Source organism: Tsukamurella tyrosinosolvens (assembly GCF_900104775.1).
Classification (GTDB): domain Bacteria; phylum Actinomycetota; class Actinomycetes; order Mycobacteriales; family Mycobacteriaceae; genus Tsukamurella; species Tsukamurella tyrosinosolvens.
Genome location: NZ_FNSA01000001.1, coordinates 26,461 through 44,534 on the forward strand (window position 1 = coordinate 26,461; position 18,074 = coordinate 44,534).

Annotated in this window: 20 protein-coding genes; 11 read left to right on the forward strand and 9 right to left on the reverse strand. The window is 65.2% G+C overall.

Annotated elements, in window-relative coordinates:
• The first annotated feature begins 1 nt into the window (after nucleotide 1).
• Together BLW32_RS00165 and BLW32_RS26865 are read left to right on the forward strand one after the other, a co-directional pair.
• Nucleotides 2–2,317, forward strand: a complete 2,316-nt coding sequence (locus BLW32_RS00165) for a type IV secretory system conjugative DNA transfer family protein (RefSeq protein ID WP_068742488.1) — start codon at nucleotides 2–4, stop codon at nucleotides 2,315–2,317.
• Nucleotides 2,318–2,331: 14 nt separating this feature from the next.
• Nucleotides 2,332–2,820, forward strand: coding sequence for a hypothetical protein (locus BLW32_RS26865; protein WP_139285994.1), 489 nt, complete (start codon nucleotides 2,332–2,334; stop codon nucleotides 2,818–2,820).
• 430 nt (nucleotides 2,821–3,250) lie between these two features.
• Here the strand turns inward: BLW32_RS26865 and BLW32_RS00170 are convergent, their stop codons facing one another.
• Nucleotides 3,251–3,766 (reverse strand): hypothetical protein, encoded by a 516-nt coding sequence (locus tag BLW32_RS00170; protein ID WP_139285995.1) that lies wholly within the window; start codon nucleotides 3,764–3,766, stop codon nucleotides 3,251–3,253.
• Between the two features lie 124 nt (nucleotides 3,767–3,890).
• Between BLW32_RS00170 and BLW32_RS00175 the strand changes: the two genes are divergently transcribed.
• From BLW32_RS00175 to istB, 8 genes are all read left to right on the forward strand, one after another.
• Nucleotides 3,891–4,385, forward strand: a complete 495-nt coding sequence (locus tag BLW32_RS00175; protein ID WP_139285996.1) for a hypothetical protein — start codon at nucleotides 3,891–3,893, stop codon at nucleotides 4,383–4,385.
• The gene (locus BLW32_RS00180) at nucleotides 4,385–4,816 is read left to right on the forward strand and encodes a hypothetical protein (RefSeq protein WP_068742491.1); all 432 of its coding nucleotides are present in this window, start codon (nucleotides 4,385–4,387) and stop codon (nucleotides 4,814–4,816) included. Before BLW32_RS00175 ends, BLW32_RS00180 begins: the two co-directional genes overlap by 1 nt.
• The gene (locus tag BLW32_RS00185; RefSeq protein WP_068742492.1) at nucleotides 4,813–5,136 is read left to right on the forward strand and encodes a hypothetical protein; all 324 of its coding nucleotides are present in this window, start codon (nucleotides 4,813–4,815) and stop codon (nucleotides 5,134–5,136) included. Before BLW32_RS00180 ends, BLW32_RS00185 begins: the two co-directional genes overlap by 4 nt.
• A complete protein-coding gene (locus BLW32_RS00190) occupies nucleotides 5,136–5,864 on the forward strand; it encodes a hypothetical protein (RefSeq protein WP_068742493.1) in 729 nt (242 codons plus the stop codon). Before BLW32_RS00185 ends, BLW32_RS00190 begins: the two co-directional genes overlap by 1 nt.
• 384 nt (nucleotides 5,865–6,248) lie before the next feature.
• Nucleotides 6,249–7,028, forward strand: a complete 780-nt coding sequence (locus BLW32_RS00195; protein ID WP_139285997.1) for a hypothetical protein — start codon at nucleotides 6,249–6,251, stop codon at nucleotides 7,026–7,028.
• 438 nt (nucleotides 7,029–7,466) lie between these two features.
• Nucleotides 7,467–7,982 (forward strand): hypothetical protein, encoded by a 516-nt coding sequence (locus BLW32_RS26870; RefSeq protein WP_068742496.1) that lies wholly within the window; start codon nucleotides 7,467–7,469, stop codon nucleotides 7,980–7,982.
• A 308-nt stretch (nucleotides 7,983–8,290) separates the two neighbouring features.
• Nucleotides 8,291–10,048: an IS21 family transposase gene (gene istA, locus BLW32_RS00210; protein ID WP_231703188.1), complete on the forward strand. Its 1,758-nt coding sequence runs from the start codon at nucleotides 8,291–8,293 to the stop codon at nucleotides 10,046–10,048.
• The gene (gene istB / locus BLW32_RS00215; RefSeq protein ID WP_068526535.1) at nucleotides 10,045–10,872 is read left to right on the forward strand and encodes an IS21-like element helper ATPase IstB; all 828 of its coding nucleotides are present in this window, start codon (nucleotides 10,045–10,047) and stop codon (nucleotides 10,870–10,872) included. Before istA ends, istB begins: the two co-directional genes overlap by 4 nt.
• Here the strand turns inward: istB and BLW32_RS26875 are convergent.
• The gene (locus BLW32_RS26875; protein ID WP_133298647.1) at nucleotides 10,869–11,120 is read right to left on the reverse strand and encodes a hypothetical protein; all 252 of its coding nucleotides are present in this window, start codon (nucleotides 11,118–11,120) and stop codon (nucleotides 10,869–10,871) included. The genes istB and BLW32_RS26875 overlap by 4 nt on opposite strands.
• A gap of 211 nt (nucleotides 11,121–11,331) precedes the next feature.
• The gene (locus BLW32_RS00220) at nucleotides 11,332–12,450 is read right to left on the reverse strand and encodes a DUF7373 family lipoprotein (RefSeq protein ID WP_068740047.1); all 1,119 of its coding nucleotides are present in this window, start codon (nucleotides 12,448–12,450) and stop codon (nucleotides 11,332–11,334) included.
• A gap of 79 nt (nucleotides 12,451–12,529) precedes the next feature.
• Here BLW32_RS00220 and BLW32_RS00225 point away from each other — a divergent pair, with 79 nt between their 5' ends.
• Nucleotides 12,530–13,453, forward strand: a complete 924-nt coding sequence (locus BLW32_RS00225; protein WP_074850272.1) for a toll/interleukin-1 receptor domain-containing protein — start codon at nucleotides 12,530–12,532, stop codon at nucleotides 13,451–13,453.
• A 19-nt stretch (nucleotides 13,454–13,472) separates the two neighbouring features.
• On the opposite strand, the gene BLW32_RS00230 is transcribed toward BLW32_RS00225, so the two are convergent.
• From BLW32_RS00230 to BLW32_RS00250, 6 genes are all read right to left on the reverse strand, one after another.
• Complete coding sequence (locus tag BLW32_RS00230; protein ID WP_068740053.1) at nucleotides 13,473–13,961, reverse strand: hypothetical protein; 489 nt, start codon at nucleotides 13,959–13,961, stop codon at nucleotides 13,473–13,475.
• Nucleotides 13,962–14,318: a hypothetical protein gene (locus BLW32_RS00235; RefSeq protein WP_068740055.1), complete on the reverse strand. Its 357-nt coding sequence runs from the start codon at nucleotides 14,316–14,318 to the stop codon at nucleotides 13,962–13,964.
• 250 nt (nucleotides 14,319–14,568) lie between these two features.
• Nucleotides 14,569–14,724, reverse strand: coding sequence for a hypothetical protein (locus BLW32_RS27325; protein ID WP_156486371.1), 156 nt, complete (start codon nucleotides 14,722–14,724; stop codon nucleotides 14,569–14,571).
• Between the two features lie 163 nt (nucleotides 14,725–14,887).
• A complete protein-coding gene (locus BLW32_RS00240; protein ID WP_068740057.1) occupies nucleotides 14,888–15,184 on the reverse strand; it encodes a hypothetical protein in 297 nt (98 codons plus the stop codon).
• A gap of 575 nt (nucleotides 15,185–15,759) precedes the next feature.
• Nucleotides 15,760–17,496 carry a YfjI family protein gene (locus tag BLW32_RS00245; RefSeq protein ID WP_068740058.1) on the reverse strand — a complete coding sequence of 579 codons (1,737 nt, stop codon included), beginning with the start codon at nucleotides 17,494–17,496 and terminating at the stop codon, nucleotides 15,760–15,762.
• 183 nt (nucleotides 17,497–17,679) lie between these two features.
• On the reverse strand, nucleotides 17,680–17,919 hold the full coding sequence (locus BLW32_RS00250; RefSeq protein WP_068740062.1) for a helix-turn-helix transcriptional regulator: 240 nt from the start codon (nucleotides 17,917–17,919) through the stop codon (nucleotides 17,680–17,682).
• Between the last annotated feature and the right edge of the window lie 155 nt (nucleotides 17,920–18,074).

The following is an 18,074-nucleotide window of genomic DNA, read 5'->3' on the forward strand; positions in this document are numbered from 1 at the left end:
CATGCGTCGCCTCAACGATCCTCAGCCTCAGCGGGACAACCCGTTCATCACGCGCAAGACCACCGAGCCCACCCGAACCCCTGAACCGGACCTGCCAGAAGCCGATAGGGCCGGCGAGTCGGTCCCCGCGGAACCCGGGCAGCCCCAGAAGACGCCGACCTTCGACAAGGTCGCCTCTGAACAGGGCGAACAGGTCAGTGGCGGGCACGGCAAGGTGATCAAGCCGGACGGGTTCGACGCCGACGAAGCTCCGCCGAAGGCGAAGGGGCGCGGTAAGAGCAAGAAGGTCACCCCCGAACCCGACGCCGCGAGCGACGCCGAGCTGCTCAAGAAGATGCGCGCACGGTCTACTCAGATCCTCCGAGACCTGCCGAAGGCCAAGGTGCACAAGCGTGTCCGCGCGGGTGAGAGTCTCCGCCGCGACCTGCCGCCGGAGCAGAACGCGCAGCTCACGCGGCAATTCCTGCGGCAGACCTACGTCGGCAACCCGGCGCTGTGGCGCGAACACACCGCCGCGCTGGGCTTGCATGCCCGAGTCGCGATGGGAGGCAAGTCGCGGACCATGCGCGATGCACTTCCGAACCTGGTCGACGTGCTGCTCGTCCCCACTTGGGACACGGTGATTCTCCGGTGCACCTTCCCCGGATCCGTTCAGTCCGTACAGAACCCCTGGGGGACCGACATGACGACAAGCCCGTCGACCGTCGAGACGCCCGATCCCCGCGACGGCGCAGGTGAGACGTGGAACGTGAAGGTTCGCCTCGCTGCCGCGATGAAGTCGTGGAACCTCGACTTCCGCCCACCGCCTCCGGAGCCGCCGGATCCGTTGGACGTGATCGCAGCAGAGGTGCCGGTGCTCGCCGCGGCCATCGCGGACCGCGAGTCGCCGGGCCCCAACCGGTGGCGGCACACGGCATTGGTGGCAGGAATCAGCAGGACAGAGAGTCGCCAGAAGGTCATCGGCGGCAAGGCCGTGACCTACGACTCTCACGCGGCCCCGCGGTTCGTCGGAGCCGGTATCGGTCTGCGCGGACCGTGGATCGACATCGAACCCATCCATCAGCGAGGACAGACAGTGGACGACATCAAGCGCCAGATCAAGCAGTTGGCTTCCGTTCTGCGAACACCCAACCTCAAGGTCGTGCCCTCGGGCGACGGTCTCTTCGCACGCCTCAACCTCAACACCAAGCCGCTCCAGTTCCCCTCGTTCGTGAGCATGGAACCGGAAGACTTCACCCGCCCCATCAGAGGAAACACCGAGGCGAGCGTGGTGAAGGCATACCGGGATCTCGCCTGGCCGCTGGGTGTGACCGCGGAAGGGCGTCGACTGGAGAACCACCTCGCGACGGTGCCTCACACGTTGGTCTGTGGCACCACCGGCTGCGGCAAGACGAGGACCATGATGAGCGGCGTCACCGCCCTGTGCGTCCAGGGGGCGCAGGTCGTCATCTGCGCGGCGAAGGCTGACACCTGGCTGGAGCTGATGAAGCCGGGGCGGTCGCCCGGCGTCCTGCATGTCGCCACCTCCCGCGGCGGCATGCTGCGCGCAGTTGCGTACGTGCTCCATGAGACTCAGCGCAGGAACAACCTGGTCGAACAGGGCGTGGATCCGAGCACGTTTCCGCCGCTCATTCTCCTGTTCGAGGAGCAGGCGTTCTTCACTAAGGCGATGGCCAACGACCCGGCGCTCAAGGACTACCTCCGCGCGCTGGAGAAGATCACGCTGGTCGGCCGATCACTCGGCGTCCATTTCATCGGCGCATCGCAGCGAGTCGAGGACAAGAGCTTCTCCAACGCCCTGTTGGCACAGGTCAGCAGCCGTATCGCGCTCGGCGAGAAGGAAGACATGGCGCTGTCGAAGCTGTTCGACGGATCCGAGGCCGCAGCCGAGGCGATGGCATCGATCACCAAGTCGATGAAGGGCCGCGGAGTCGTCCTCGATACGGACACCGGCGAGGTCGAGCTGATCCAGATGCCCTACATCTACAGTCCCGGCGCGAAGCCGGTTGAGTACGACACGGCAACCCCCGAGATGCTCGCCAACTGGCAGCGATGGAAGACCGCGCTGGAGTCCACGCCCCGGACCCAGTCGCGGATCGGGTGGGCCTTCGAGACTGGTGTCGCCGGTGCAGAGAATCCCTGGCAGGAGATGGACTGGGGTGACCTCGAAATGATCCGCCCGATCAACCTGGACCGTCAGGACGAGAACGGAAATTGGGTTCCCATTCCGGAACGGGCAATCTACGACCCCAGCGCTGGCGACGCCTACGCGGGCGGGATCAGCAAGGCCAGCGGCAACCACGCATCGATCGAGTAGTAAGGAACAGAACATTGCCTCGTAAGGATCCGGTCGCGAATCGCGCCGCCCGCGATTTCATGACCCATTTGGTACCCGAGTTCGGCGAGACGGTTGATGCCGCAATCGGCCCCCTCTATGACCTCACGCAGAAGTGCCGTGAGGGGTATGCACCCACGATCAACGATGTTCTCGGTGTGATCGATAAGCTCCACCAGGGTCTGGTTGCCGCCGAGGACGCGAAGTGGGAACTCCTCGCCGCGACTCGCCCCGCAGGTGCCACGATTGATGCGATTGCGCGCGCCGCCCATTTGCATCACACGAATGTGAAGCCTCGCCTGGATGCCTACCCGATCAGTCGGGCCAGGGGCGAGAACTTCGTCAGGGTGGACCCCCATAGGGCACATACGGGGGGTGGAGATTCTGAAAATTCAAATTTTGAAAATTTCCAAAATTCAAATTTTTCAAATTCTGTTTCCTGGGAACTCTGGTTCCCGAACGATTCTGATATGGATACCGCCTGATGTGCGTGTGCACGTGCACCTGTGTGGGTGCGTGTGCGCCTGCGGGGGCACGTGCGCACACGTCTGCGGGGACGCGCCGCGTGTCGCGTGGATCAATGATCCTCGGGATGATTCTTGGGGCAGGCCGATCCGGGGGCCGGTCCGGTTGCATGTGGGCACCGCGGGGGTTCAGGAGCATGAATCTGGCTGGCCACTCACCCGCTGAGCGGTTGGTTTCGGCGCGAAACAACCGCTCAGCCGGAACCGAATCTGGCCCTGTTCGGGCCCGCCGCGGCACCCGGCCCGACCACACAGAAGCCCTGTGTCGAGCGGTCCTGGGCTGCACCCCTCGGTCTGGTTTGAGAAATGGCTGTGGAGTACGAATTATGACCTCCGGATGCCCGCAGAATCCCATTCAGCTATTAGGAACCGATAGGCGCCGGCCAGGGCCTCACCGCTCGAAAACTCGTCGGCCCAGGCCCTCCGCGATCACTAAAATCAGAGGGAACCAGGAAAGGAGAACTGTGAACCAGAAGAAGGTCGCCTCAACCATTGCCACCGTTGGTGTACTCGTTTCATCGGTGGTCGGGTGCGGCGGGAATACCACACCACTCACCGAGCGCGTATTCACCGATGTCATCTGCATGAAGGTGTATACCTCGGGCGGCTCGGGAGCCAATTGCAGCGACGTGCTCAAATCCAGCACCAGCGAGCTGGAGTCGTGCGTCCCACAGAAGCCGTCGAGCCCGATCAGCAGCCTGTCGGAACTCGCGCGGTACTGCCCTTCGGTGGCAGTCCGGATCACCGCGAGCACCGCGTCCACGGCACCCAGTTCGACGCAGGGGACCGACACCGAGAACGGCGCAGGCAATGCCACCGAGGCGGCTCCTGCGACCGAAAACATGTCAGGGTTCGGCGATACCGTGAACGCGATGGTCTTCGGAATCCTCGGATTGCTCGCCGTCACTGCATTCGGATTCTGGTACCGCGCCCGGCGAGACCGACAGAACCGCACGGCCCAGAGGGCGCACGCCGCCGAACACGGCTGGCACAACTAATACGCAAACTGTCGAAATGAAATGGATAAATACATGAACGACACCGATCTCACACGCTGGCTCGACGTGGAACTGCGGCGCATCGCGGATCCCGGAGCACCCGACCGGGATGCCCGGCGCGACCGGATCGAACGGATCGCGCTCCGTACCGAAGACGGCTGGGAGCCCGCCTCTATCTGGTCGACCATCATCAACCTCACTGCGTTCTGGCTCGGTGAGGCTGCGAGCGAGCGGGCCTCGGAGATCTGCGGAGTCCACCTGGACCTCACCGAGTCAGTTGAGGCGCACACCGCCGCCGAGCGGATCGTGCGGAGCGAGCACGGCCCCCTGGTGGACGCCGCCGCCGCTGCCCACCGGATCCCCCGTGACAACGTAAGGGAGTACGTCCGGGGGCTCTGGTTCGCCAACGATTCCGCGTTCGTCACCGAGCAGATCCTGCGGTTGGGGATGTTCGAGGTCGGGCGGCACTACCGGGCCACGGTAGGCGTGATGCGGGATCAGGCTGCGGCGCAGGGTGCGCTGGTCTGATGGAAGACATCGGCATCATCATCGGCGTCGCGCTGCTCGTAGCCCTGTTCATCTTCGGTGGCTGGTGGGGAGACCGGGACTCGAAGCGCCGCGCGGCCCTCAAGCCTCCAGTCCCGACGATGACAGATCGGATCGTCGAGCGGGCGCGCGCAATCACCTACGAGGTCTTCATGCCCGCGGTGTGGCCCAGGATCGAGGAGATCCACGCGCGCCCGGATGTGGCGAGCATGAGCGACGCGCAGCGGACGGCCATCACAGACAGCCTGATAGAGCAGTTCTACATGCCGCTACTGGACGAGACCGTCACTTACAGGCACTGGCTGTGGGACGCAGGGCGGCGGGATGAGGCCACAGCACCCGCACCCCTGGCTCCCCCGCCGCCGCCCGAGGTCCTGGCCCTGGCCATCGCCGCTGGAAGGAGCGCCGCATGAACATCGTCGACTTGTTGAAGTGGGTGCCGCTGGTCTTCGTCGTGCTCGTCGTGTTGCTGTATCTGGCGGTCTCGTGGGACTCCAAGCGCCAGGACACCCCCGGCCCTCCGCCTCCGCCGCCGCGCCCGTACAGCGACTTCGGTCAGCCAACCACGCCGCCCGCTGCACCCACGCCTCCGACCGCGCCCACGGCACCGGGGACCGACAGCGCCCAGGCGGGGCAGTTTGACCCGAAGGACCGCTCGCCCAATGAGGACCAGTTCGCGGCGAAGACCTTCGACCCGAAGGATCTCTCCCCGGACGCCGACGGGTTCCTTTGATGCCCGGCGACCTCACCGACGAGCTTCAGGCCGCGGCGGAGCGGATGGGCCTCCCGCCCCTCAAGTTCCACACTCCTCTGGCCCAGCGGATCCAACGCGGTGACGTGGAGGAGGTGATCAGCGGGTACATGGCCGTGTTCACGGACTACCAGTCCGGGGACCGACGATGCACGGTCGGCAGACTCTTGCAGCTCAGCTACCTGAGCAGCCCGTTCGCCTGGACCTGCGAGCAGGAGTTCGGACCACAGGTCGGCTCAACGTTCGCCAACAACGAGGACGCCTTCCTCGGTCTAAGGGTGGCCGGTGAGGTCCTCCTGCCGCAGGAGATCGTCGACGTGATCTGTGAGTTCCTCGCGTGCTCGGTGTACGTGGCCGACCTCGCCTCCCAGCCCTCCGCGGATGAACCGGATCCGTGGGAGTGGGCCTGGAGCGGGTGGCCACCGATCCACTCGCTGCGGCTGGAAACGATGCGCGCCATCGGAGTCTCGGGTGCACCCGCCACCCGGATCTGGTTCCTCGACATGCTCGATGAGGCGTTCGCGGCAGGCTGGACCATTCGGCGGAGGGGCGGTCTCCTCTTTGACCCACCGGAGGGGACCGACAGTCCGTGGATCAAGCTCGCGGCCATCGATCCTGGCAATCTCGCGTCGGTGAAGCGGTTCGCCTCGAAGCTGCGCCGCGCCGGGGTCACTGTGCCCGAGCGCCCAACGGTCCGGGGCGCAGCATGACCATCGACTGGCCCTTCTTGGTCTGGAACAACTTCATGCTCCTACTGATCTGGCTCGCTCCCCGCTGGCCGCGGCTCCGCCTGGTCCTCGGCGGCACGCGAACCAGGCAGAGGCCGGCGAGTCGGTCCCCTATGGATCAGGGGCGCTGACGTGGACCGGGACAGGATGATCGCTGCTGCTGAGCGCGCCGGATGGACCCTGGTGAAGGGCCGCAAGCACTACAAGCTCATGTCGCCGCCAGGGACCGACGCCAGATGGATCAACCTGGCTGCGACGCCGCGCGTTCCATCGGCAACAACACCGGCCTGGTCATCATCGCGCCGAGCAGGCCGCGTTCGACTGCGGCACCCCGCCGCTCCCGGCAGGCGGCGTAGGATCGCCGCTATGGGGACGTTCGACGTCAATTGCGCGATCACCAGTGTGTGCCTCGGGTATTCGGAGGCGGTGTGGGTACCGCTACGGTGGTTGGGACCGCAAGGCTGTCGACCGCTGGGGCTTGCAATGAAGGGCCGCTACGACGGGTACGGCGGCATCAACAGCATGGTGGACTCGGCGAACACGGCTCCGCTAGTGGCGTTTTTCAATGGGCTCGATAACGAGCGGCTGTCCCTGGAGGATCAGTTTTACCGGTATCGGCAAGATACGATTGCGGAGGTCTGCGCCCCGATCGCGGAGAACACCGCCCTCTGGCTCGCGTGGCGAGCCGAGAATGGCGATAGTGACGACAGTGGGTCGATGGCTTCACTTGATGGTGTGCCGTTGGTGCACGCTCTGATCGCACGAGACATCTGGGACGCGATAGTTGCTGCAGACGTCGACGGGGTCTCGTCGATCCCGGCTGCGACGTTGCTAGCCGAGCTCGCAGACCCTGTGCTTGATGAAATCTATTCTGTGCACGTATCTGACGTTGAGCAGGACCTGCGCGAGCTCGTGGCAGTTGACCACTTCTTACGCGGACGCGGCCTTCCATGGAAGACGCACACCGAAGGAGACGTTGACTATGCAAATCAGCAGTCGGCGTCAGATTTGGAGCACTGGCTAAACTGGGCTTACGAGCGCTACGGCGACGATCCGGTACTGCGGTCTGGTCTCGATGCGCATGCGGTCGATGTGCGGCGGGTGCGTGACGAGGAAGGCGATATGCTCGCAAAGTGGGGGCTGTAACCCGGCACTGTCAACGTGTCGACCCAGCTACCGGCGGCCGCTCCAGGCACAGGGCGAAGGGCAGAACTCGGTAGCATCGCGCACTGGCCTCAACGTCCTGCAGAACACCATGATCAGCGCCGCACCGAGGAGGTCACCGGTGACGGCGCGGTGGCCTCGGTTGCAGGCCCTCGCGGGGGACCGACAGGCCACGCTCGATGACCTCTTGAAGTTCCGGCGGCAGATCACTGTGCCGCAGGTACGTATGGCGAACCGTCGGGGATTCCGCGGCGCGGCGGAGGGTCTCGCGCAGCTCAGGGTTCTCGTCGTACTCACCTTGGGCGTCATGGTCGCTCATCATGAGGTTCCCATTTCTTGAGATATGGTGTAGCACTGGATAATCCGTGCCGCGTCAACTACAGTTGACGGCAGTCGATCTTTGGATCTCGGAGGATCCCCATGAAGCATCTCACCCGCCTGGCCTGCGGCGCGGCCCTGTTCAGCGTCGTCGCGGTCACCAGTTGCTCGCTGCCGCCCGAGCGCCCCGCCGCAGTAGGGGTACCGACCAGCAGCACAAGCACTCGAACGATCTACTGCCCCTCTCCCGGCGAGGGGAACCCGTCGGACCTGTGCCAGGCCCACGCTGCGGGCGTGGGCCTCGATACGCCCCACGAAACGATCCGCGTGGTCGTGTGCCCGCCTTCGGGTAGCCTCAGCGCACCCGCTGGATGCCTGGCTCACGAGTCCGGCGTGCCGGTCCCCGCCTCTGCAGGGACCGACCGGCTCAGCGAGCCCGCCGCCGACGGATGCAGGCATTCGATCCACGTCGAGCCCGACGGCACTGAGCTGCAACACCTGAATGCCATCTGCCCCGTCGTGCACCCGCTCGAAGGTGAGCGAGTGATCGAGGTCGGTCCCCCGGCGGAGCCCATCACGCCCGCGGCCCTGGTGGAGCCCGGCGACATCCCGATCTAGAACCGGGGTCCCCAAGCACACGAAAGAGGCCGTCAGCGTTGATGCTGACGGCCTCTTTCCATACCCACCGCCCCTGGGGCGGAAACGCATCAGCCCGGGGCACACACCCCCGGGCTGATGCAACGCGCACACTGATACTGAAATGAGTGGGTCCCTAACTGGCTATGACAGCTTGAAGAGGCCCCGGCTCGACGGCTAGACCTGGCCCCGTTTGCGACTCGCCGGTGGTGTTGCGACGGTTTGATCTGGCCCCACCTGATGGTTGCTCGTGAACATCGTTTCCGAGCCGAAGCAGGTGGTGGCCAATGATGGGATCGAAGGTGGAGCTGTTCGCGCAGATCCGGCGGGACGCCCGGGTCGAGGGCATGAGTATCCGGGCGTTGGCTCGCAAGCATGGCGTGCACCGGAGGACGGTGCGGCAGGCGTTGTCATCGGCGGAGCCGCCGCCGCGGAAGACGCCGGAGCGGTCGTCGCCGCGGTTGGACCGGTTCAAGGCGGCGATTGATGAGATGTTGCGGTCGGATCTGGATGCTCCGCGTAAGCAGCGGCACACCGCGACGCGGATCCGGGAACGCCTGGCGATCGAGCACGATGCGGTCGAGTTGTCGTATTCGACGGTGCGGGACTACGTGCGGGTCCGGCGGGCGCAGATCGAGGTGGAGGCCGGCCGCCGGACGGAGGTGTTCATCGCCCAGGACCACGCCCCGGGCGCGGAGGCGGAGGTCGACTTCGGCGAGGTCTGGGTGATCCTGGGCGGGGTGAAGACCAAGTGCCACATGTTCGTCTACCGGCTCTCGCACTCGGGCAAGGCCATTCACCGGGTCTATCCGACCGGCGGGCAGGAAGCGTTCCTCGAAGGGCACGTCGAGGCGTTCCGCGAGCTCGGCGGGGTCCCGACCCGGCATATCCGCTACGACAATCTCACCTCGGCGGTGGTCGCGGTCCTGCAGGGCGGAGACCGGCGGCGACAGGAGAACCCGCGGTGGACGTTGTTTCACTCGCACTACGGATTCGATCCGTTCTACTGCCAGCCCGGCATCGCCGGGGCGCACGAGAAGGGCGGCGTTGAAGGCGAGGTCGGATGGTTCCGCCGCAACCGGCTGACCCCAATGCCGCAGGTCGAGTCCCTCGATGAGCTCAACGAGCAGATCAAAGCCTGGGAGGACCGCGACGAGGGCCGCCGGATCGACGGACGACTGCGCACCATCGGCCAGGACTACGAGCACGACCGAGCAGCGCTCGCGCCGCTGCCGGTGGAGGATTTCGACCCGGGCCTGATCCTCACACCACGGGTCGATCGGTCGGCGATGATCACCGTTCGGATGGTGAAGTATTCGGTGCCGGCGCACCTGATCGGCCGCCGAGTCCGCGTCTCACTACAAGCCTCCCAGCTGCTGGTCTACGACGGCCGGACCCTGGTCGCGCGGCATCCACGGGTCGCCGGCCGCGGCACCGCGAAGATCGACCTCGACCACTACCTCGAGGTGCTCAAGTTCAAACCCGGTGCCCTGCCGGGATCAACGGCGTTGGCGCAGGCCCGCGCTGCCGGGGTGTTCACCGCCAGCCATGATGCGTTCTGGGCCGCCGCCCGACGAGTCAACGGCGACACCGACGGCACCAGCGAGCTGATCGACGTCCTGCTGCTGCACCGCAGCCTGCCCGCCGCGGCGGTGATCGCCGGCATCGATGCTGCATTGCGGGTCGGGGCGGTGAGCGCCGAGGTCGTCGCCGTTGAGGCTCGCCGCGCCGAAGCCCGCCTGCTCGCGCACGCCTCGGTCGCTGCCGACCAGACAGGTGGGGCCAACGCTGGCCGTCATCTCGATCGCCATGCCGAACGACGCGAGCAACGAGTTGTCAGCCTCACCCAACGACGGCTCGCAGACCCCGCGGCGGTGATCGCCGGCCTGCCACCCGACCGGCGACCGCTGCCCAGCGTTACGGCCTACGACCGCCTGCTCCCGCAGCACCGGCGACGCACTGCCTCCGACGCGCTACCTGCGTCGCTGGACCCACCACCGATTGAGTCGCTGGACCCACCACCGATTGAAAGGCCCACCCGGCTATGACCGCAACCGCCAATAAGAACCAGACGAATGCGCTGGCCCCGTCGTTGCGCCGCCGGGGCGGCCTCACCGAAGAAGCCGCCCTCGCCGCCGTTGACCAGGCCTGCCGGCGCCTACGCCTGCCGACAGTGCGGTCGATGATCGACCAGCACCTCACCGCCGCCGCCAAGCAGCAATTGTCCTACCAGGGGTTCCTCGCCGAACTCCTGCTCGCCGAAGTCGACGACCGGGACCGCCGCTCCACTGTTCGCCGCGTCAAAGCCGCGGGGTTCCCGCGGGAGAAGTGGCTGGCGGACTTCGACTTCGACGCCAACCCCGACATCGAACCCGCCACCATCCACCAGCTCGCCACCGGCGACTGGATCCGCCACGGACTGCCGCTCTGCCTCATCGGCGACTCCGGAACCGGCAAATCCCATCTGCTGATCGGATTGGGAACCGCTGCCGCCGAGCAAGGCTTTAGAGTCCGCTACACCCTCGCCACCAAACTAGTGAACGAGCTGGTCGAGGCCGCTGACGAGAAGCAGCTCGCGAAGACCATCAACCGCTACGGCCGCGTTGACCTGCTCATCATCGACGAGCTCGGCTACATGGAACTCGATCGCCGCGGCGCCGAACTGCTCTTCCAAGTCCTCACCGAACGCGAAGAGAAGAACAGCGTCGCGATCGCTTCCAACCAGTCCTTCTCCGGCTGGACAGACACCTTCACCGACCCACGACTCTGCGCCGCGATCGTCGACCGGCTCACCTACCGCGGCACCATCATCGAAACCGGCACTCACAGCTACCGCCTGGCTCACACCGAAGCAGCAGCTACCGCGGGCTAAGCGCGGCGTTCGTCCTTGACTACCGACAGATGCCGGCGCAAGGCCCGGTTCTGGTGAGTGACATAAACCACGGTCCACCGGGTCGTCAGGTTCGGCAGTGGCTCCCCGTCTTTAATCTTCACCCGGACCGATACCTGATCACCGAGCTGATCATCACGCGCGATCACGAACTCGGCATACGCACGCACCGACTCGCGATCCCAACCAGTCGGCGCAACCACACTGCGCACCCGCGGCCGCCCATCCACACCCCGGACTCTAGCGGCTCAGGGCCCCACTCAGGTGGGGCCGAATGAAACCGCCCTACCGGGGCCAGATCAACTTGACATAGCCACCCTAACCTCGCTCGGGGCCCACAGTACCAGCCCGACCCAACCGCGACAAGCACATTACGTTGTTGCCCAATAACTTTGACTACCCCATGCGAATCAGAACAGGAACAGGTCGGTCCCCTCCTGGCTACTTGTCCCCCGCGGCCTTGAGGATCAGATACGCCGCGGAGATCGCCTGCCGCGCTTGCACGTCTGTGGCCTGATTGACGAGGGTGAGGTGCCTGCCGACCTGCGCAACACAAGCCATGAACCCGTCTCGCGGAACACATCTGGCGTTGTCGTCAGGTACGCCGGGAACCGATTGAGGGGTGCCTCCGAGCAGTACCGAATTGGCCGCCGCCGTGGCTGCTGCCTCGTCCTTGAAGCGCAGGACGCTCGTTAAGATCGTGCGCCCAACGAGCTGTAGACCGCCGAGCCTTCCGGTGGCCCCCATGCTCAGCTCGAAGGTATGCGGCGTCATCCAGCCGCCGAACATCCCTGTCTCGTCAGACAGGCCGAAGTAGCTGGGATCCGCTGTCTTGATGGTGCGCGAGACGATCCCGTCGATGTCCATGTCGACCCTCGGGCGCGACGCGCCAGGCACGAGCTGCCCTGGGGCGTACACAACTCGGTTCTTGACCTGAGCCTCTATCGCCGCAGCAGTTAATCGCGTCTGCGTCGCTGTGTCCGGCTTCGTGGTGCCCTCGGTGAACGCCGCGGCGACGGCAACCATGCCCGCCCCTGCAAACGAGACCTCGACGCGAACAGCCTTGGTTCCGCAGTTGCCGGTTGCCACCGGTTCAAGCACTTGGACCGCACGGCGAGCCGCTGCGTCGTCCCGGAAGCGCAGCAAGCCGATGGTCAGCCCCTTCTGCTTGTCGGCGCTAGTCGCTCGTGCCATGAAGCCCGTCAGGACCTGGCCTGGACCTAGGTCCGTGATGTTCTGCCTGGTCAGGATGCACTGGCCGTTCTTCGTGGTGAAGTACCCGGTGTCGAAGACGGGCAGCGAGCCAGTGGCGGTCGTGGAGATCTCAGGGTCGATCTCCCGCGGGTTCACCACGGCATCCGCGACTTTCCACCCCTCCTGCTGCCACGCGTCCGCATCTGTCTTGGCCACGACCGTGCGCGGCTTGGTCGGATAGTTCCCGGTGTCCAGCCTGGCAGCAGTGCTCGATGGACCGATAGGCGTACCGGCCACCGTCGTCGAGCATCCGGTCAGCAGTAGCGCGACCCCTACCGTGCTGGTGATTCCCCTCAGTCTCCCCATGTCCGGAGCATATCGGTTACTACACCATCAGAATGGAAATAGGAACGCCGGCGGGGACCGACCAACCGATAGGAGAGCCATGAGCGCAGATCTGTTCATTTCGTATGCGTGGACCTCAGAGCAGCACCGTCAGTGGGTTCGGCTACTCGCGAGCCAGCTCAAGGCACTCGGGTTCGACGTGCTGATCGACGCCGACCTTGACTACGGTGATCAGCTCACAGGATTCATGCGTCGGGTCGTCGAGTGCCGGCATGTGCTGCTCATCGCAGATGACAACTACGTTGATCGAGCTGACACTCTTCCGGACTCGGGCGTAGGGAAGGAGAACCACTCAATCTCAGAGGTCTACGCCGAGCGACCAGGCACCTGGGTTGCGGTGCTATTCAAGGACAATCTCCACTACCGACTCCCTGCATGGCTCGCTGACACCCGGCCGAAGGGGATTTCCTTCAACTACGACCCGGCAGCGCCTGCGAACTTTCCCGGCTCCGAACAGATCGAGGACCTCTGGCGGTGGATCGAGGGGCTGCCTGCGAACCGTGACAGCGCCACCCCTGTGTCCACGTTGCGCGAGCGGGCTGCAAGGCTCGAACGCCAAGCACTGAAGACAGCGCCGTCCCAGTGGCGGAATCCGTCAGTGGAGGGCGAGGTGCGCTTCACATTCGCCGACGCGCCACGCAACGCGTACCGATGGGGTCTTGGAGACTCCGAGTTCGCATTCGAAGCAACCTCCCACGGACCTGACTCGATCTTCGTGTACAAGGACCAGATCAAGGCGGTCGGGATCCTCCGCGCCGATGGCGTCGACGATCACGACCTGGCTGGACAACTGGTACCCGGACGCAACGTCATCGCGCGCGAAGGCAACACCGTGGTGCTCATGAACGAGCACGGGCGGCTAGCCACCGTCGAGATCATCAAGGTTCAACACGAGAACATCTACGGCGGCCAGTACACCGCTCCGTACGTCGACATCCGATGGAAGGTCGTCGACACCTCCTGATCCACAAGTCCAGCGCAGCTCAGAACCCGCGATGCACCGGGAGGTCACGATCCTGCGCCTCCTTCAGGTCTAGGAACGGCTCCGCAGCCCAACGCATCTCCTCGCGCTGTTCCGGGCGCAGACGCTGCGTGAAGTACTCGTGCCACATGTCGACATCAAGGCGGCTCGCATCGTCCAGGTACTTCCGCACCGGCCGCAGCGCCCACCTCGGTCGAGTCAGCAGGCTCTTCCTGAGCGCCTGGAGCGAGGCGAAGTGCCAGATCACCTTGAATACATGATCCCTTGGGTACTCGACTTGCTTCTTCGTTCCATCGAAGGTCTTATCCCGGAAGAAGTACTTCCCGCACTCTGCCCGACTCTCGGCAAGGTCACCCGTTCGGAAGGCCGTCAGCATCTCGTCGACCCGCTTGAAGTTCGCGTCGAGCCGGACCGAGTAGTTCAGCCAGGCCGCTACCAGGCCAACGAATATCGTCGCAACCGCGGCTGCGATTGGTGTCCATGGGCTCATCTACTCTGCCCCGGGCTCACATTGGGCGTCCTGCCGTCTCCTGCCGTCACTCAGCTTGTGACCTAGCAGAAGTTCGGCAACCGGAGCGACTCTCCATGTGAGAAATGCTGCACTGATGATGCTCACAACCGCGATGGTCGCGAGTGAAATCTGAGCGCCTGCTCGCCCTTCACCAATACAGATGAGCGCGATCGTCGCCGTGATCGCAATCGCGACGGCACCCCCACCGACCACGAAGACCAGCCAGTTCCACTTGATCTTTCGGTCGATATCAAGCTTCTCTGCCGCGGCGTCCAACTGTTTCGCCGCGTACCTGACCCGATCGATCTGCACCGACAACTTGTCCTCTTCGCCCATGCTGCGACCTTATGGGGCGCTGTCCGATCTCGCACGGAATGCCCGCCTCCATGTCGGTCCCCCTCCGTACTGTCTGCCCATGCCATGGGTCGAGAAGCTCCCGCCGCGCTGCGAGGGCTGCGACGCGCCCTACCGGCCGAACCATATGCTCCTCGGCTTCGACAACCTCCAGAGGATGCGGACCCTGTACTGCCGCGACTGTGGACACACCGCCGCAGTGGACACGAAGTTGGTCTGGCGGGCCCGTTGATCACCGCGGCTCGTCGCGCACCTGGTTCGCGGTCGCACCCAGCTCCTCCAGCTGCCACGCCAGATACACCGCGGCCTGTCGGTCCCTCTCGGCGCTGACTTTGTCCAGCAGGTCACGGACGGGTGCGAGTACGGCGTCGATCTCGTCGTCGGTCATGCTTCACATGTTGGGCCGAGCGGGCTCGCGTCCTCTACACCGGCGGAACAGGAATGCACACGCCGGCCGGGGGACCGACAGGAACAAGAGCAGCCCCTGACCTGTAGGTCAGGGGCAGTTCTGGTAGACGGCCGTCACCGACCGGCGGCTTCCGATGGATGTGTCACCAATACGCAACCGGCACGTCGATTTCGCTCGACGCCTGCAGCGCTTCGGCGATACGAATCGCGTCGAGGTCGCTCGCGATCACGACTTCACCCATTCCCAGACTCACCGGACCGGTGATCCCATCGCCACGGTTCATGAGACGGTCGACGAACGCCTGCGCCGCTTCGTTGGGCATCCCGGGCGCTCCCGTCGTGGTCCGCGATGCCCCGTATTCGATCGACATCATCACGAACCCGACGGTGACAACGTTCACGTCGACATCACAACCGATCGTCATGTCATCCAGTTTCATTTCCAACGCTCCTTAAGGCGATCCCGACCTGAACTCAAGGTTCAGGATAGCATCGACGGGAAGTTTGTGCAACCGAAATCCGTTGTCGGTCAGCATTTTTCATTGTTTCTTGGCCTAGGCAACACGCGACGCCTCGCAAGTCGAGGTCAGGGGCTGTCTCAAGCTCCCCTGTCAGGCGGACTGAGCCTCAACAGGCTCGGCCACACCGTCTCCATGGACACCAGCCTGGTCTCGCAGGACCGATAGTGTCACCTCCCCAGGACTACCCGTCCTCGGCGCGGCGGACTAAGGGTGCCACCGGTCACGGGCAACGACCCCAGTCCGTCCAGGCGTGGCCGCATCGAGTGCATCGGTAGTCGAAAACCTCAGTGTTGTCGGCGAGCACCTCCGCTCGGACCGGTAGCTCCTTGCGTGCCCTCGCCCGCCTGCCCCGCGGCGAGCACTTCGGGCAGAACCTTCCGAGCGTCTGCCAATAGCTGGTCATCTGCAATACCTCCTTGGTTGGGCCGTCGGGAACTTCTGTCCCACTTCTGTCCCGCTTGTGTCCCCGGGGTCGGCCAGCACATAAGTGCAGGTCAAGCGGCCACCTCGGACTTCTGTCCCTTCTGTCCCTTCTGTCCCCGGGGACGGCGTGGGTTCAGCGCATACTCGGGGGACGACGAGCGCCCCGCGGTCCGCTCACCACCACCGACCGCCGCAATGAACCCGTGATCCACGAGAAGCGTGATCGCGGCGTCGAGTTCCGCGGCGGTCTTCAACCGCGACTTCGCCCCTCGCTGGAGCTCCCGACGCTTGAAGGGGTGCGAGCCTTCGGAGTACAGCCGCTCAGCGACATCGAGCAAGTACTCCGCATCGGCGCGCGACGGATCCTGCCCCATACCCCCGAGGACCTCTCCCGCGCAGGCCCGGAAATACTCCCCGATCATGATCGCGCTGGTCATCGCCTCGACTCCGACGGGCAGATGCTGACCAGCCGGGCCGTGTTCCACGAGGTGAAGGAGGCCAGCGATCCGCGCGACCGCACCCGGGTACTTGGAGCCCCAGTCCTGGATGGAATCGAGATCCCCCTGCCCGAGAGAGGATTCAACCTCTACTCGCACCGCGCGGAACGCCGCCGCCGCGGCATCGTCGAGCGTGAGCACGAGCGGACCCGCGGATCCATCGCGGGTTACAAAGGCGCACACGAGGTCCTTGATACGACGGACGTATCGAGCCTGCACAAACTCCGGAACAGGGGCGGAGTCGATGTCCCGCCGACCGACCCGGGACACGGGAAGCGCGAACAGCATCCGCGCGATCAGCCCTCGCCCCCGGAAGGCGCGGTTCGCCGAGAGCGAGTCAATGACATCCGGCTGGACCATGAGCAGCATCGAGAGGTAGGCGCGCTCGATGGACTCGGACCTTCCACGGCGGTCGACCCGAAGCGAGTCTCCGGCATGGCCTTTGAGGGCGAAGTCGATGTTCGGGACGCCTCGCGAGTAGCGACCGGAGAGGGTATCGAAGAACCCCCCTTCCGCGCTGAGGATCGCGAGGCGGCCTCCCTGCTCAACCATGAGCGACGCGGCCGCTTCCGGCGTCGTGTCATCCGCGACGAGCCGGAGAGCCGCGGGAACCTCGATAGCCGCTGCCGCCGTCGCCGCAGCCTCGGCCTCGGCCTCGGTCAGCGCGACTGTGTTCGTGCGGTCCTGGGCCGCGATGGTCGCGGCCTTCGATGCTGCCGCCTCCGCGATCCCCCTCTCCGTCTCGGCCCGCACGCGGTCACCGTCCCGAGCCTGGTTCAGGTCCCGCTCGGCCGCGCGCAGCGGCGAGCTGAATGCCGACAGCACCGCACTCTTCCGCTCGCCCGGACCGGCGACGGGGATCGTGAAGAGCGTCATCGGCTCCCGCCAACCTCGGCGGATCTCGATGTCCGCGAACCCGGCGGCGACGGCAGCGAGCACACCGAGCGCGACCGATCCGGCCATGGCCGGATCGGTCTGGGTATCTTCGGCGACCGCCGAGACCATCTCCGCCACCACCTGTGGCATCGCGTCCACCGGGAACTCGGGAATGGGGTTCGGGCGCCGGAAAGGCACGGGCGGTCCGTCGAAGACCTCACCGAACATGGCGACGTACCGAGCGGCCTCGGCTTCGGCGGCGTCATCCGCCCGAGCCTCGTCCATCTCTGCCGCCAGCTCGGTCCGGATCCGCGCGATCTCATTCGCCGTGATCACAGCTTCGACGGAGTGCCCGCGATCAAGCACGGCTCGCTTGCGGGCCTTCTCCACATCGTCGCGACGCCTCTTGACGTCCAACGCCTCGGATTCGGTCATCGTCCCCAAGGTTTCGGCGGCGTCACGCCGTCGGCGCTCCGCAACCTCACGTCGACGCTGGTCAGCGTCCGGACGGTCGTTTACACTGGACACTGTCGGTCCCCTTCTTGACGGTAGGCAGATCGAGTTGCGTTCGACCGAAGGCTCCTGTTCCTAGGCAGGAGCCTTCGGTGTTTCCGGGGTCTAGCTGGCGACGGCGTGGGAATCGAACCAGGCGTCGACATCGCCGCGGCGGTAGAGGAACGAGCGCCCCACCTGTCGCGGGCTCGGCGCTTCCCCCCGCTTTCGGAGTTCCCGAAGGGTCAGGACGTTGATGCGCAAGGCGTCGGCCGTCTCCTGTTCGGTGAGGATGTCGTCGGGGTGTCGGACACCGTCGAGCGCGTCCGCGACGGCCTTGGCGACGATGGCGGCGAGGTCGGTCATGATGCCTCCGAGTTCGATGTGCTTGACACCTCAAGCAGATCGCAACCAACGTGGCCGTGCAACCATCGCACCCGTCCTGACCTGCGATTACTACACCACAACTCCGAAAATGTGCACCATCGCCACCTGGGCGTTCGTCACCGGATCTGATCCTC

What these genes read in the sequence shown, in the direction of transcription:
- BLW32_RS00165 (WP_068742488.1), top strand. Translation starts at nt 2, where the DNA reads ATGCGTCGCCTCAACGATCCTCAGCCTCAGCGGGACAACCCGTTCATC.
- BLW32_RS00175 (WP_139285996.1), top strand. Translation starts at nt 3,891, where the DNA reads ATGAACGACACCGATCTCACACGCTGGCTCGACGTGGAACTGCGGCGC.
- BLW32_RS00180 (WP_068742491.1), top strand. Translation starts at nt 4,385, where the DNA reads ATGGAAGACATCGGCATCATCATCGGCGTCGCGCTGCTCGTAGCCCTG.
- BLW32_RS00185 (WP_068742492.1), top strand. Translation starts at nt 4,813, where the DNA reads ATGAACATCGTCGACTTGTTGAAGTGGGTGCCGCTGGTCTTCGTCGTG.
- BLW32_RS00190 (WP_068742493.1), top strand. Translation starts at nt 5,136, where the DNA reads ATGCCCGGCGACCTCACCGACGAGCTTCAGGCCGCGGCGGAGCGGATG.
- BLW32_RS00195 (WP_139285997.1), top strand. Translation starts at nt 6,249, where the DNA reads ATGGGGACGTTCGACGTCAATTGCGCGATCACCAGTGTGTGCCTCGGG.
- BLW32_RS26870 (WP_068742496.1), top strand. Translation starts at nt 7,467, where the DNA reads ATGAAGCATCTCACCCGCCTGGCCTGCGGCGCGGCCCTGTTCAGCGTC.
- istA (WP_231703188.1), top strand. Translation starts at nt 8,291, where the DNA reads ATGGGATCGAAGGTGGAGCTGTTCGCGCAGATCCGGCGGGACGCCCGG.
- istB (WP_068526535.1), top strand. Translation starts at nt 10,045, where the DNA reads ATGACCGCAACCGCCAATAAGAACCAGACGAATGCGCTGGCCCCGTCG.
- BLW32_RS00220 (WP_068740047.1), bottom strand. Translation starts at nt 12,450, where the DNA reads ATGGGGAGACTGAGGGGAATCACCAGCACGGTAGGGGTCGCGCTACTG.
- BLW32_RS00225 (WP_074850272.1), top strand. Translation starts at nt 12,530, where the DNA reads ATGAGCGCAGATCTGTTCATTTCGTATGCGTGGACCTCAGAGCAGCAC.
- BLW32_RS00230 (WP_068740053.1), bottom strand. Translation starts at nt 13,961, where the DNA reads ATGAGCCCATGGACACCAATCGCAGCCGCGGTTGCGACGATATTCGTT.
- BLW32_RS00235 (WP_068740055.1), bottom strand. Translation starts at nt 14,318, where the DNA reads ATGGGCGAAGAGGACAAGTTGTCGGTGCAGATCGATCGGGTCAGGTAC.
- BLW32_RS27325 (WP_156486371.1), bottom strand. Translation starts at nt 14,724, where the DNA reads ATGACCGACGACGAGATCGACGCCGTACTCGCACCCGTCCGTGACCTG.
- BLW32_RS00240 (WP_068740057.1), bottom strand. Translation starts at nt 15,184, where the DNA reads ATGAAACTGGATGACATGACGATCGGTTGTGATGTCGACGTGAACGTT.
- BLW32_RS00245 (WP_068740058.1), bottom strand. Translation starts at nt 17,496, where the DNA reads ATGACCGAATCCGAGGCGTTGGACGTCAAGAGGCGTCGCGACGATGTG.
- BLW32_RS00250 (WP_068740062.1), bottom strand. Translation starts at nt 17,919, where the DNA reads ATGACCGACCTCGCCGCCATCGTCGCCAAGGCCGTCGCGGACGCGCTC.